At 61.3% G+C, this 14378-nt stretch carries 7 protein-coding genes and 1 pseudogene; 6 read left to right on the top strand and 2 right to left on the bottom strand.

All coding sequences use genetic code 11. The annotated features are described in order from the left end of the window. Positions 1-234 precede the first annotated feature (234 nt). A complete protein-coding gene (gene repC, locus FKV68_RS23955) occupies positions 235-1503 on the top strand; it encodes a plasmid replication protein RepC (RefSeq protein ID WP_180942321.1) in 1269 nt (422 codons plus the stop codon). Positions 1504-2278: 775 nt separating this feature from the next. Here the strand turns inward: repC and FKV68_RS23960 are convergent. Continuing rightward, positions 2279-2575: a hypothetical protein gene (locus FKV68_RS23960; protein WP_180942092.1), complete on the bottom strand. Its 297-nt coding sequence runs from the start codon at positions 2573-2575 to the stop codon at positions 2279-2281. Between the two features lie 284 nt (positions 2576-2859). Here FKV68_RS23960 and FKV68_RS23965 point away from each other — a divergent pair, with 284 nt between their 5' ends. The 4 genes and pseudogenes from FKV68_RS23965 (at position 2860) to FKV68_RS23980 (ending at position 10201) form a co-directional block, all read left to right on the top strand. Next, the gene (locus FKV68_RS23965) at positions 2860-3759 is read left to right on the top strand and encodes a DUF3991 and toprim domain-containing protein (protein ID WP_245181558.1); all 900 of its coding nucleotides are present in this window, start codon (positions 2860-2862) and stop codon (positions 3757-3759) included. A gap of 199 nt (positions 3760-3958) precedes the next feature. After that, the gene (locus FKV68_RS23970) at positions 3959-4564 is read left to right on the top strand and encodes a DUF1419 domain-containing protein (protein ID WP_180942093.1); all 606 of its coding nucleotides are present in this window, start codon (positions 3959-3961) and stop codon (positions 4562-4564) included. Positions 4565-4576: 12 nt separating this feature from the next. Continuing rightward, a complete protein-coding gene (locus FKV68_RS23975; RefSeq protein WP_180942094.1) occupies positions 4577-4978 on the top strand; it encodes a DUF3085 domain-containing protein in 402 nt (133 codons plus the stop codon). 124 nt (positions 4979-5102) lie between these two features. Further along, positions 5103-10201 (top strand): annotated as a pseudogene (locus FKV68_RS23980) (helicase-related protein). 252 nt (positions 10202-10453) lie between these two features. Here the strand turns inward: FKV68_RS23980 and FKV68_RS23985 are convergent. Further along, positions 10454-12157, bottom strand: coding sequence for a phospholipase D-like domain-containing protein (locus FKV68_RS23985; protein WP_180942095.1), 1704 nt, complete (start codon positions 12155-12157; stop codon positions 10454-10456). 393 nt (positions 12158-12550) lie between these two features. On the opposite strand from FKV68_RS23985, the gene FKV68_RS23990 reads away from it, so the two are divergent. After that, the gene (locus FKV68_RS23990; protein WP_180942096.1) at positions 12551-14290 is read left to right on the top strand and encodes a ParB/RepB/Spo0J family partition protein; all 1740 of its coding nucleotides are present in this window, start codon (positions 12551-12553) and stop codon (positions 14288-14290) included. Positions 14291-14378: the final 88 nt, after the last annotated feature.

Here is a 14378-nt window from a genome sequence, read left to right on the forward strand (position 1 = left end):
GGGGTCATTTCGATTCCGAGTAATGTATTCCAATCTTACAACGGAGAAAAACCGACCGGACCAGAAAAGAAAAACCGCCCCCGAAACAAATCTCGGAAACGGTTTGCTAATAATCAATTTCGCCAAAATTTGAGTAGCAAACCTCACTTCCTCTGTCAACTTAAAAAACACCGTTTCGGTGAACGGGGTTGCTTTGTCTGGTCTCCAACACAGGAGACGACAGTGCGAGAACCGATGCCCCCAAAGCGGTCGATCGGCCGTCGACAGACGCCCAAACGTGCCGAATTCCGACGCCTGGCACTATCGGCTGAGATCGGGACCGTGACACGCGGACAGCTCGCCGTGCTTGCGCAAAATCTGCCGTGCACGGGGATGGTCAATGCGACCGAGGCGTACCTATTGACCACACTGATCAACACCGCTCCTGCGGACGCTTTCGAAAAGGGCGGCCGGCCAATCATCTTCAAGTCGAACCAGCAGCTCGCTTTCGAAATCAATCGTTCGGCCGGACGCGTCAGCCGGCTGCTGTCGAACCTTTTCGACGTCGGTCTGATCACCATGCAGGACAGCGGCAACTACAAGCGCTATCCCACCAGAAACGTCGAAGGCACGGTTGTAGACGGTTGCGGGATCGACATGCGAATACTCATCGCTCGTTACCGCGAGCTTGATGAACTCGTAAGGCAAGCCAGAGTCGAAAAGGCCGCCGCAAATGCCGCGCTGCGGCGGTATCGTGGGGCGTTGCGTAATCTCCGTCGTGCGCTCGCGTTTGCTAACCTCATTCCGCAGCGCACGCGGGCCCGGCTCGAGGTGCGTGTTGAAAAGGTCATCGCTTTGGTCGGCATTGCGACGAGGGCACCGAGCGTGCTTTTGCGTCGCGCGACCGCGCTTTTTGAATGGTTTGTGGAGCGCGCTATGCAGCTCCCACGAAGGCCTGAACTTGCGCTCGCCCCACAGGATTCGGCATGCAGGTGTGCCGGAAGCGACACGCACAAACAGACTACAAGCCCTAATTCACATGCAGAGTGTAATGTTGACCAGCCTTCGGCTACCGCCGAACCATTGACATCAGTTGGCGCTGGCTCCGCCAGCGAATGGGCTTCTGAAGCGTGCCCGAGGCGACGCAGGAACGGAATCAAACAAGCACGTCATTCGCGGCAGGAACTGGTTGCACTGCAGGACCTATTGCGAGCCATACCAGCACTAAGCACTTACGGTTTCGCGCTGCCCCGCAGTTGGGCTGATCTGGCCCGAATCGCTCCGCAAATGTGCCGAGTTGCCGGTATTTCGGACGATGCGCGGCGCCGCGCCGTCGATCACATGGGCGAGCAGCAGGCCGCCGTTGCCATCGCCATTACCCTGCAGAAGCTCGATCGGCAGGAAATCTCTTCGCCAGACGGGTATTTGCGGGCAATGACTGGGCGTGCGGTCGCCGGCGAACTTCACCTTTCCCGTTCGATCTTCGGGCTCGCGGCGCGCTACACCATAGAACGGCTGGCGTAAGTTCTCAGTTACATCGCTGCAGAGCCGCAAGGAACTTCCGCTGTCGATGGATATCTCGGCGCGGTGCCTCTTTTTCGCGCGCTTGGTCCTACGAAAACTCGTCCAGGGAAGATTGCGAGCTCGGCGGCCGGGTACGGACCCTTCGCCGCGGAAACGGAATGCGAGCGTCGTTCAAGCGCGCTCCTACGTTGTCGTATGCCCGACAATGTCGGACAAACATCGCGTCGGAATCAATGTAGCACGGTATTTTCAAACGACTTCTCCTTTGGCACGCTACATGCAGGGCTATCTCCAGCCGCATCACAGGCTAGGGAGAAGGGCTTTGTCGCAAACTGATTGGCAACGGCACGAGTGCTCGTCGTTTTCACACGAGGTTGGCGTGAAATCGCCGTTGCGCAATACCGCCGCCGCCCTTCGCAAAGAGCGAGCAGCGAAAGATGCGGCGGGCAGGCGGCTGCTCATCATGGGCAGTCATAAACAGGCGGCAAGGCGCGGCGCACCGAAGGGTCCATTGCTGCAACAGATGCTGGTGCGCAAACTGCGGATGTTGGTGGCGGCCGTCGCAGGCCTCGTCGGTCAAAGTTGGCTATGGCACAACTGTCGGCAAAACTTGATCGGACGAACCAAGGCCCTCCATCGTGCCAGCGAGAACGCTCAGGCGGATATGGATCCGGTCCGATCCCATACGGGGCCGCAGCCCAGGCGCTGCACCAAGAGGCCGGACAGATGGCAGCATCCGCCAACGTGCCAACTGTCCAAGAAAACTGCTTGCGTCTTACGGGGCATCCACAGATGGAGAGTGGACCGAAATGGCTAAAGGACCGTGGCCGGTGTTTTTAGCGCGATCAAGCGTGCCAGACTTCTTGAGGAAGATGGAAGGTGGGTGCAGGGCGGGGGCGGAAACTCGCACCTGCGGCACGTCAACCCATAAAGGGTCCCTGAGCCAGGCTGCGGCCGCTTCCGAAGGGGCTCTCAATGTCGGTCGCACGATCTTTCTCTCGCACAGTCCCGCGCCTTCCAGCTTTCCCGCGACCTGATGGTCCGGGTCATCCTCTTCGAGATCGACGGTCAAATACGGCGTTCTCCCTTCCGATGAAATCGACACCGACGATCTCGCGATCGTGCGCGAATATTTCCCCTGACCGGCTCATCGAGCCGGCCTCGGCCTTTTTGTGCCGCTTGCGCGCGGCAGGCCGCAAGGGAAGCTCCGCCGCGGCCGACGTCAGCATTGCATAGTCCGACAATTGCCACCCCCGCTCTTGCGGCCTTTGCTCTTCGCGGTCTGCCGAAAGGCGCCCACCAAACAACGGGCAAGGAAGTGTCATGGAGGGCGATCGCTGCGCGATCGGAAGCAAAATGAAAAGAAGAGAAATAGAGGCGTTGCGCAGCCAAGTGAGCTGCGCGATCGTGCTCGAACAGGCGAACTTCGCAATTGATATCAAGGAAAGCACACGGCGCGCGGTCAAGTTTCGCCGCGGCGGTGAGATTATCATCGTCACGCATGAAGGACGCGGATGGTTCGATCCGCTCAGCGACGCGAAAGGCGATGTGTTCGGGCTTGTCGAGCATCTTGACCATGTCGGCTTTCTCGAAGGCGCCGAAAAGGTTGCAAATCTCGTCGGTCTTGAGATCACTGAGCCAGAGTGGCGGGATCCAACGTATAATGGAGGGCACGAGATCACCCTTCATGCTCGTTGGCATGCGCGCCGCCGCCCGTGGCCCGGCTCGTCGACTTGGCGTTACCTCCAAGACGAGCGCTGTCTTCCGGCGGCTTTGCTCCGAGTGGCAATAAAATGCGACCTGCTTCGCGAAGGCCCTTATGGCAGCATGTGGGCAGCGCACAGGAACCATACCGGCGTTGTGACCGGATGGGAGGCGCGAGGTCCGCAATACCGGGGCTTCGCCTCCGGAGGAACGAAGGTTCTCTTCCGCCTTGGATCTGGAACCGCATTTCGCCTGGCCGTCACGGAAGCCGCGATCGACGCTTTGAGTCTTGCGGCGATCGAAGGGTTGCGTGAGGGCACGCTCTATCTCAGCACGGGCGGCGGATGGTCTCCGACCGCGAAGGGGGCGTTGCGGGAATTGGCCTGCCAGACTGGCGTCCAGCTGGTCGCAGCAACAGACGCCAATTCACAAGGTGACATGTTTGCCGAGCGAGTGCGGTCACTTGCCAACGACGCCGGCTGCGATTGGATGCGGCTTCGCCCGCCCGAGGAGGATTGGAACGAGACCCTGAAGTCAGGCAGAAGGAAATAGACAAAAGACGGAAAGAGGAAGAGGCGTCCCGCATGCGCGCCGCCCGCGTCAAGGAAGGCTTCGCCCGGCTTAAGCCGGCCCTTGACCCGGCCGGTCGCGATGTCGGCGGCTCGAAAGGGTCATGAAGGACCGAAGAGGATGGCAAGGTCGAGAGGACTGTGCCGCGCCTTCGGTTCGGTAAACGCGCAAGGAGCCGCAGATGACCTCTTCTCCCGCAATCCGTAAGGTGTTTCAGGGCGTCGCAAGCCGCCAGCAGATGTTCCGCATGTTCGATCGCCACGCGCAGCGACCCAACCGTTGGGAAGGTGACGCAACCCCGCTCTACGCCGGCGAATGGTTCGAAATCGCCGAGGCCGAACACGACTACATGTTCGAAGTCCTTCCGCCGCTCTGGATCCGCGGCTCGATGTTCGCCATGTGCGAGCTGCTGACTGGATCGGTGGCGAGCGTGTTCTTCGCCCTTCGGATCGACGAGGCGCTCCGATATTTTCACGGCTATTGCGACCTTTCAGATAAGGCATTCGTTGAGGCGATGCGCGTTGCGATTGTCGAGCGCGAGAGCCGTCCGGTGCGCGCCATGACGCGGAAGGAGCGCCTCGAGCATATCTGGAGCAGCACGGCGGATGACTATCGCGGCTATGCCGGTGAGCGCTGGGCGGAGGCCTCTCGCGGCAAACGCACCGTGATGCTCTATGGCGGGAAAGAGGGGACCTTTCTGACGCTGTTGGAAGACCTGACCGACGACGAGATCGCCGCCAAGCTGCCGGTGCATCTGCGCTATCTCCCCTCGCCGATCGCGGCATGAGGAGGTGCTGTCATGCTCACGTTCCCGATCGCATCCGTGCGCGAGGTGATCGCCCGCGGCCGCGCCGATGCCGAAGCCAATGGCGGCTTTCGCAATCCCTATTACGGACTCCTGCCCGGCAAGGATGAACAGCCGGGCCTCTGGCTGGTCGGAGATCATGGGGTTTACATTTTGTCGAACGGTAAGCTTGCCGACGGCGCGAAAGCCCTCGTCGTCTTTGCCGAAGAGTGCAATCCGACCAGTAACGACGACTGGCTTGACGCCAAGCGTCGGACATTCGGCGGCGACGATGGTGTCGACTTTATCGATGCCGAGCGGCTGGAGGCGATGATTGCGGCGAGCCCCAATGCCACGCATCTTCGCGTCGTTTTCTTGGCCGACACCATGCAGATTTCGGTAGTCGAGCGCGCCTAGCGCTTTGCCGACCATAGCCGCACCGCCAGCCATAGACGGCTGCCCTTTCCACCACCTCCGCGTCCGATCCGCTGTCCCTTGCGACAGGACGAAGACGCTCGCCCTCTGACCAAGGAGCTATTCGATGAGCAATGATCCCTTCACCCTTGATATGTTCGCCGGCAGCGCGCTGTCGTCGGGTCTCCGGTTCGGCGTCACCGCATTTGGCGGCTTCGCCGCCAACGACGACGATCCCGATCCGACGCCGCCCTCCCCCTCCCCCGCGCTTCCTCTGCCGGCGGCCAAGCAGCCGGCGTCAAACAAACAGGCCGATCGCCCCAATTTCTATCTCGATGATGGCGACCGTGGCTTGGCCGCCACGTGGAAGGAACGCGCGCGAATGAATGTCGCCGCCATCCTGACCGCCAGCGAAATCGACAAGCAGGATCGGTCTGCCACACATGAGGAGCAAGCGAGGTTGATCCGGTTTACCGGTTTCGGCAGCTCGGATCTGGCGAATGGAATGTTTCGTCGCCCCGGTCAACCGGATTTCCGGGCGGGCTGGGACGATCTCGGTAGTACTCTGGAGTCGGCGGTCAGCGAGACGGATTATGCTTCGCTGGCGCGCTGCACCCAATATGCCCACTTCACGCCCGAATTCGTAATCCGGGCAATCTGGGCAGGCCTGCAGCGGCTCGGATGGCGCGGCGGCCGCGTGCTGGAACCGGGGATCGGGACGGGCCTGTTTCCGGCGCTGATGCCAAAGCTCTATCGCGACGTGAGCTACGTCACCGGCATTGAACTCGATCCGGTCACGGCGCGTATCGTCCGGCTGCTTCGGCCGAAAGCGCGGATCATCAACGCGGACTTCGCGCGCACCGACCTCAATCCAATCTACGATCTGGCCATCGGCAATCCGCCCTTCTCCGATCGGACGGTTCGCTCCGACCGGCACTATCGCTCGCTCGGTCTCAGGCTGCACGATTATTTCATCGCGCGGTCGATTGATCTCTTGAAACCTGGCGCATTGGCTGCCTTCGTCACCAGCGCCGGTACACTGGATAAGGCCGACAGCAGGTGCCGAGAGCATGTTGCCAAATCCGCCGACCTAATCGCCGCCATCCGTCTACCTGAAGGCAGTTTCCGGCGAGATGCCGGTACCGACGTTGTGGTCGACATCCTGTTCTTCCGCAAGCGCAAGGCTGGCGAACCGACACGCGATCTCGCCTGGCTCGATCTGGAGGAAGTCCGCGCTACGACCGAGGGGGAAGGGCCGATCCGCGTGAACCGCTGGTTTGCACGCCATCCGGATTTCGTGCTCGGCACCCATGCGCTCACTGCCGGGCAGTTCGGTGAAGGCTACACGTGCCTGCCGTGCGCCGGCGAGGACCTCACGGTGGCCTTGAATGCCGCCATTCAATTGCTTCCCGAGGGTATCTATGACGGCGAGCCCGGCGAAATCGACGTCGATCTCGAAGACGAGTTGGCCGAATTCGTCGACCTGAAACCCGACAGCACGCGGGTCCGCGAAGGCAGCTTCTTCATCGACGACAGGCACGGTCTCATGCAGATCGTCGACGGGGCGCCTGTGGCGATCACGGTGCGCAAGGGCCGCGGCACCGACGGCATCCCGGAAAAACATGTTCGCATCATCAAGAAACTGATCCCAATCCGCGACGCCGTGCGCGAGGTGCTGAAAGCGCAGGAGATGGACCGGCCCTGGCGCGACCTGCAGGTGCGGTTGCGTATCGCCTGGTCGAGTTTCGTGCGTGACTTCGGAGCGATCAATCATACGACGGTGTCGATCAGCGAAACCGAGGAGACTGGCGAGATCCGCGAGATTCATCGTCGCCCAAACCTTGCACCCTTTCTTGACGATCCGGATTGCTGGCTGGTCGCCTCGATCGAGGACTATGACATCGAAACCGATACGGCCAGGCCAGGCCCGATCTTCTCCGAGCGCGTCATTGCACCCCCTGCCCCGCCTGTGATCAGCAACGCCGCCGATGCGCTGGCCGTCGTGCTCAACGATCGCGGCCATGTCGATCTTGAGCATATCGCCGAGCTCCTGCATTGCGACAGCGATGCGGTCCTCGACGAACTCGAAGATGCAATCTTTCGCGATCCGGCCGACGGCTCCTGGCAAACCTCGGACGCCTATCTCTCCGGCGCCGTGCGCACGAAACTCGCCGTCGCGGAAGCCGCGGCCGGGCTCGATCCTGCTTATGAGCGCAATGTCCGTGCGCTTCAGGCCGTGCAGCCCGCCGATCTACGCCCATCGGATATCACCGCACGGCTTGGCGCGCCCTGGATACCGCCGACCGATATCGTCCAATTCGTGCACGAAACGATGGGTGCCGAGATCAGGATCCATCACATGCCGGAACTCGGCTCATGGACCGTCGCGGCGCGGCAACTCGGATGGACGGCTGCCGGCACATCCGAATGGGGCACCGATCGCCGGCACGCCGGCGAGTTACTCGCCGATGCGCTGAACAGCCGGGTGCGCAGATCTTCGACGTGTTCAAGGATGCCGACGGCGAACGGCGGGTCCTGAACGTCGTCGACACCGAAGCGGCGCGCGACAGGCTGCAGAAGATCAAGCTGGCCTTCCAGAACTGGATCTGGACCGATCCTGATCGTACCGACCGGCTCGCGCGGGTCTATAACGATCGCTTCAACAATATCGCGCCCAGGCGTTTCGACGGCTCGCACCTCAAACTGCCCGGCGCCTCTGGCGCCTTTGTTCTTTATAGGCATCAGAAACGCGGCATCTGGCGCATCATTTCGTCCGGCTCGACCTATCTGGCGCACGCCGTCGGCGCCGGCAAAACGATGACGATGGCGGCAGCCATCATGGAACAGCGCCGGCTTGGGCTGATCGCCAAGGCGATGCTGGTGGTGCCCGGCCATTGCCTCGCACAGGCCGCCCGCGAATTTCTGGCGCTTTATCCGAATGCCCGCATTCTCGTCGCCGACGAGACCAACTTCACCAAAGACAAGCGGGCCCGGTTCCTGTCGCGCGCGGCAACGGCGAGCTGGGATGCGATCATCATCACCCATTCAGCGTTCCGGTTCATCGCCGTGCCGTCGACCTTTGAACAACAGATGATCCAGGACGAGCTGCAGCTCTACGAGGAACTTCTCACCAAGGTCGACAGCGAGGATCGCGTCTCGCGCAAACGGCTCGAACGGCTGAAGGAGGGCCTGAGGGAACGGCTCGAGGCGCTGTCGACTCGCAAGGACGATCTGCTGACCATCTCGGAAATCGGCATCGATCAGATCGTCGTCGATGAGGCGCAGGAATTCCGCAAGCTTTCCTTCGCCACCAACATGTCGACCTTGAAAGGCATCGATCCGAATGGCTCGCACCGCGCCTGGGATCTTTACGTCAAGTCCCGCTTCATCGAGACGAAGAATCCCGGCCGTGCCCTGGTTCTTGCTTCGGGTACGCCGATCACCAACACGCTCGGCGAAATGTTCTCGGTCCAGCGCCTGCTCGGCCACGCGTCGCTAGCCGAACGTGGCCTGCACGAGTTCGACGCCTGGGCTTCAACCTTCGGCGACACCACGACCGAGCTGGAGATCCAGCCGTCCGGCAAATACAAGCCGGTTAGCCGCTTTGCCTCCTTCGTCAATGTTCCCGAGTTGATCGCCATGTTCCGCAGCTTCGCGGACGTGGTGATGCCTGGGGATCTCCGAGAATACGTTAAAGTACCTGTTATCTCGACGGGCCGGCGGCAGATCCTGACCGCCAAGCCGACGCAAGCCTTCAAGAACTACCAGACGATCCTCGACGCCCGCATCAAGGCGATCGAGATGCGTGAGGGACCTGCGCATCCCGGCGACGATATCCTGCTCTCAGTCATCACCGACGGGCGCCATGCCGCCATCGACCTGCGCCTGGTCGATCCAGCCAATGACAATGAGCCGGACAACAAGCTCAACCTGTTGGTCCAGAACGCACATCGTATCTGGCGGGAGACCGCGCAAAGTACCTACCTCCGACCGGACGGCAAACCGTTCGATCTGCCCGGTGCGGCGCAGATGATCTTTTCCGATCTCGGCACCATCAATGTAGAGAAGACCAGAGGTTTTTCGGCCTACCGCTGGATCCGCGACGAGCTCGTCCGCATGGGCGTTCCGGCATCCGAAATCGCCTTCATGCAGGACTACAAGAAAACCGAGGCGAAGCAACGCCTGTTCGCAGACGTGCGCGCCGGCAAAATTCGCTTCCTGATCGGCTCGTCAGACACGATGGGGACCGGTGTGAACGCGCAGCTTCGCCTCAAGGCGCTGCATCATCTCGACGTCCCATGGCTGCCTTCGCAGATCGAACAACGGGAGGGCCGGATCGTGCGGCAGGGCAACCAGCATGATGAGGTCGACATCTTCGCTTATGCCACGCAGGGTTCGCTCGACGCCAGCATGTGGCAGAACAACGAGCGTAAGGCCCGCTTCATCGCCGCGGCCTTGTCCGGTGACACGTCGATCCGCCGGCTCGAAGATCTTGGCGAGGGTGCTGCCAACCAGTTCGCCATGGCCAAGGCCATCGCGAGCGGCGACGAACGTCTGATGCAGAAGGCGGGGCTCGAGGCCGACATTGCCCGTCTCGAGCGGCTGCGCGCCGCCCATGGCGACGACCAGTATGCGGTGCGTCGGCAGATCCGCGATGCCGAACGCGCCATAGAGATTTCGATCCGGCGCATCGCCGAGATCGGCAGGGACATCGAGCGTCTCATTCCGACGGCCGGCGATGCGTTCGTCACGACGATCATGGGCAAGGCTTACGACGAGCGCAAGCTTGCCGGACGCGCGCTGATGAAGGAGATCCTGACTCTCGTTCAACTCCAGCAGGAGGGCGAAGTCGCCATCGCCTCAATCGGCGGCTTCGATCTCATCTATTGCGGCGAACGTTTCGGTAAGGGCGATGGATATCGCTATACGACCCTGCTTCGGCGCACTGGCGCGGACTACGAGATCGATCTGGCGGTAACTGTGACGCCGCTCGGCGCCGTCTCCCGCCTTGAGCATGCGCTTGACGGGTTTGAAGACGAGCAGAACCACTATCAACGCCGCCTGGAGGAAGCGCAGCGGCGCCTTGCCTCCTATCGCTCGCGCCAGGGCGGCGCTTTTGCCTTTGCTGACGAACTGGCCGAGAAGCGCAGGCGGCTTCGGGGCGTCGATGAGGCATTGGCGGCCGCGGCACGCGAGGAAACGGCAGACGCATCACAAGCGGCTTAAGGCACCGCCAAGTGCTGACATGCGTTCGCGACGTGGTTTTAGAAGCAGCAGCGCAGCATGCGCATAGCTGCATTGCACAATAAATGTTTTCCATCCGATCAAAAAATGATCATTGGTGGCACAGCTGATGCATATGGCGGCTTTCCTCCCAGTTCCGCCGTATCAGCTGCTCCCTCTGGAGGTAAATTGACCTCCACACTTCATGGGCCGCGGTTTCCGCTGGCCCATTTTTTTTCTGCAAATCACGCGGCCTCAGGCTTCGGGGCGCCAGAATGCCAGCATCCGCTTGGTTTCACCGGTCGTGCGCCGGCGCTGCCACTTGGGATCGCGCGACAGATACTGAAACGGATCTCTGTCTTTCCGCTCAGCTTCTTCAAGATATGCCCGCCAACGATAGTGGTTGTAGGTCTGCACCGCATTGATGGCGTAGTGCGTGGCGATCTCCCTATGACCGCGGATTACGATGAAGTTCTCATCGTTGTCCCGACTGGCGGCCTTCGAGAAATTGTGCGAACCGGTAACGACAATGGGGTCATCGCTGAACGGGTCGATCACCAGGACCTTCGAATGCGTGATTGCGTGGCCGATGCTGTTCCTGAATTCGTTCGCGGTTCCTTCGACCGCCCATCGGCCAACGGACATATCCACGCCGGTTGCCTGGGCCGTATCGAGGAAGAACCGCTCGGGAACCTGCTTCAGCAATTTGAAGTCTTCGAGCCCGTTGCTCGTCAATTGCGTCGCCACCCCGCGAACATAGAGGTCCTTCTCGCTCTGCATCCGAAGGAGGGTCCGCACCGGTTCATTCCCCGGCTGGAACATGACGAAGAAAATGCCTTGGCGCGCGCCCTTCACGAGCTCGATCAGTTCCTTGATATCGATCTCGCGGCTAACCCTGGAGAACCAGCTGTCGATCTTGGCCCCGCCAAGTGCAATGTCGCGCTTTGGCTTGTTGTTCGAGGTCAACAGATCGTCCGAGAACCCGTGGCCGGCCCCTTTGAGGAGCTCGAACTGCGCCTCGAAGTGCGCCGCGAGCTCGGCATTTTCGATCAGGATGCCGTTGTTGAGCTGCGTGCAAAGGCCGGTCGGCGTCCAATTGAAACTTCCGGTCCAGACTTTTGCGGGACGAAACAGATCCCCCTCCCGCTCTCCGATGACGACGAACTTGTTATGCGCAAGGCCGTCCGGCGCGAGGAACCTGTCGTGTATGACGCAGCCGAAACCTTTCAGCCGGGCGCGAGCCTTGGCGTTCTCATCGGCGCCATCCTGCTTGACGCTCCCGTTCGCAAGAACAATATGTGCTCGCTTGCCAATGGCCACCAGGCCATCGAGCAGCTCGTCGTCGCTGAGTTCGTAGAGTGCCGCGTGAAGTTCGAGTTGAGGGGTGCGCTCCACTTCGCTCATCATGGTGAGGACGGTTTCGCGAAGGGTTCCGCCAAGAAAATTGCGAACGCCGCGGTCGACTTCCTGGCTGATGATGACGGCTTTTTCCTTGAGCTCCTGAAGGGTGATCCCCTTCTCCTTCATGTATCGCGCCATGAACTGGGACAGGACAAAGCCTCGGTTGAAATGAACGCTTACCCCGTCGCCGCAATCGGGCGTCAGACGCAGTGTCGGTGACCAGTCGCTCGCCGGCCCATCCGTCAATTTTCCATCAACTCCGACGACCCGCGCGATGACGCGGTAGGATATGACGTCCCCGAGATCAGCGGCATGATCGGTCCAGTCGTAGCGTTGAAACGGCCACATGTCGGACGGGCTTGACCTGTAGCGTTCGCCATGCGGATCGAGCTCGACGTCGTCCTCGAACCCGACGCGATTGGACAGGAACTTTGGCTCTGCATCGCCTCGCTTGCACTGGATTGCGAAGCCCAGGCATCCGGCGATGTCTTCCTGATGTGACCACACCAGGTGAACATCGTCCGCGTTCGAAAACACCTTCAACGCGATTTCAGACATCAAACCCTCCCCTTGTTCGATCTGACCGGATCGCCAGCTACGTCGACGGGGTCATGTATAGGCAAGGAATAGTTGTGCGCGTGTGACAGTGGATCACTTCGAAGTGGGTTTGAAGCAGGAATAATCATCCAAGAAAGAATAAGGGCTGAGAGAGGTGAAACCCGTCGCAGATCGGTCCGCCGGCTGCCGCTGGCGCTCAACCGCGCCGCTCGCCATCCCGGCCACTCGTCCTTCGCAGGGCTGTCAGCCCCGCTCGTCCCTCGCGGCAGCGATGCTCGGCCGCAGTTGCACCCGGCCGGCCGCTCCGCGCTCCGGGCCGTGTCTTCGGGAAGAAAGAAGACGCGAGAAGGACCGGTAGAGGGCCGTGTCCATATCCCCGAGAAGGAACATCCCATGCAACTGATGAAACTCGATCCGCGTGCGCTCAAGGATAACCCCGACAACACGCGCCAGTCGAAGTCAACGCCGCAGGCGGACGCCCTGCTACTGGCGACGATCAAGGCAGTCGGCGTGATCCAGCCGCCCGTCATTTTCCCGGAAGCTGGCGGCAATGGTTACATAATCGAAGCCGGTCACCGTCGCACCCGCATGGCGATCGCCGCCGGCATCGAGGAAATCGACGTGATTGTCGTCGAGGCGGCCAACGACAACGGCGCGATGCGCTCGATGATCGAGAACATCGCCCGCGAACCGCTCAATCCCGTCGATCAATGGCGTGGCATCGAACGCCTGGTCGCGCTCGGCTGGACCGAGGAGGCGATTGCCGTGGCGCTCGCGCTTCCCATCCGCCAGATCCGCAAGCTTCGTTTGCTTGCCAACGTCCTGCCCGCCATGCTCGACCAGATGGTCAAGGGCGACATGCCGAACGAACAGCAACTGAGGACGATCGCGGCCGCCTCGCCCGGCGAGCAGAAGGAGGTCTGGAAAGCCCACAAGCCGAAGAAAGGCGACGCTGCGGCCTGGTGGCAGATCGCCAACGGCCTCTCTAAAACCCGCATGTATGCCCGCGATGCAAGTTTTGGCGACGATCTCCGCCAGGCATACGGCATCGAGTGGGCGGAAGATCTGTTCGGCCCGGCCGACCAGGACAATCGTTACACCACCGATGTCGAAGCCTTTCTCGGCGCGCAGCAGGAATGGATGAGCGGCAATCTCCCAAAGAAGGGCGCGATCGTCGAAGTTAACAATTGGGGCCAGCCGGAACTGCCGAAGAGGGCAAGCCAAGTCTACGGCAAGCCGGCCAAAGGCGATTGCACCGCGATGTACCTCGATCGCGACGGAAAGGTGCAGACGGCGCACTACCGGATGCCCGAGACCGGGCCCGCCAAGGGCAAGGACGATGCGGACGTCATCGATGCACCCAAGACACGGGCGGATGTCACGCGCGCAGGTTTCGACATGATCGGCGACTTCCGTACCGACGCCCTGCACGAAGCGCTTGCCCGGGCGCCGATCGAGGACGAGACGCTGATGGCGATGCTTGTTCTCGCCTTTGCCGGGCAGAACGTCTCAGTCGACGCCGGCTCGGAAACGTCGCAGCATCTCTACGGCTCCAGGCGCTTCGCGCGTCACGCCGTCCGGCTTATCGGCAAAACCGGCAAGCTCGAGTTTGACAGGGATACGCTTCGCGCGGTCGCGAGGCTGACCCTGATCGACGCGCTTTCGGCGCGCACGAACCGAACGGACAGCGGCATCGTCGCTCGCATCGCCGGCGATGCCGTCGGCGCCGACAGCTATCTCCCGAACATGGGCACGGACGAGTTCCTGTCATGCCTGTCACGGCCGTCGCTCGAAGCGTCAGGCGCGGCGGCAAATGTTCCGCCCCGGCCTCGGGTGAAGGACACACGGGCGGCCCTGATCGAGCATTTCAGGGAAGAGCGCTTCGTGCACCCCTCCGCACTTTTCGCTCCAGACGATACGAAGCTGGCCGAATGGCTCGCCGAGAACATAGAGCATGGCGGCGAGCACGACGATGCACCTGCTGAAGAGCCGGTGCACGGCATTGAGGGTGTGGGCGGCCATGAGCCGGAAGATCCGGCTGACGATGAAACTGTGGTCGAACCTGATCTGCAGACCGACGCCGATGGGTGCAACGACGATCTCGACACCCCATACGCGATCGCAGCCGAGTAGCCATCCCTCCCTTTTCCCTCCGATCGGTCTCTGCCGCCGGCCATCACCGGCGGCGGTTTTGGTTTCCAGCAATTGCCAACATCACGGA

It is taken from the genome of Sinorhizobium mexicanum, assembly GCF_013488225.1.
GTDB classification, from domain to species: Bacteria; Pseudomonadota; Alphaproteobacteria; order Rhizobiales; family Rhizobiaceae; genus Sinorhizobium; species Sinorhizobium mexicanum.

Coding starts and splice junctions, on each gene's coding strand:
- repC (WP_180942321.1), top strand. CDS start 235: ATGCCCCCAAAGCGGTCGATCGGCCGTCGACAGACGCCCAAACGTGCC.
- FKV68_RS23965 (WP_245181558.1), top strand. CDS start 2,860: ATGAAAAGAAGAGAAATAGAGGCGTTGCGCAGCCAAGTGAGCTGCGCG.
- FKV68_RS23970 (WP_180942093.1), top strand. CDS start 3,959: ATGACCTCTTCTCCCGCAATCCGTAAGGTGTTTCAGGGCGTCGCAAGC.
- FKV68_RS23975 (WP_180942094.1), top strand. CDS start 4,577: ATGCTCACGTTCCCGATCGCATCCGTGCGCGAGGTGATCGCCCGCGGC.
- FKV68_RS23985 (WP_180942095.1), bottom strand. CDS start 12,157: ATGTCTGAAATCGCGTTGAAGGTGTTTTCGAACGCGGACGATGTTCAC.
- FKV68_RS23990 (WP_180942096.1), top strand. CDS start 12,551: ATGCAACTGATGAAACTCGATCCGCGTGCGCTCAAGGATAACCCCGAC.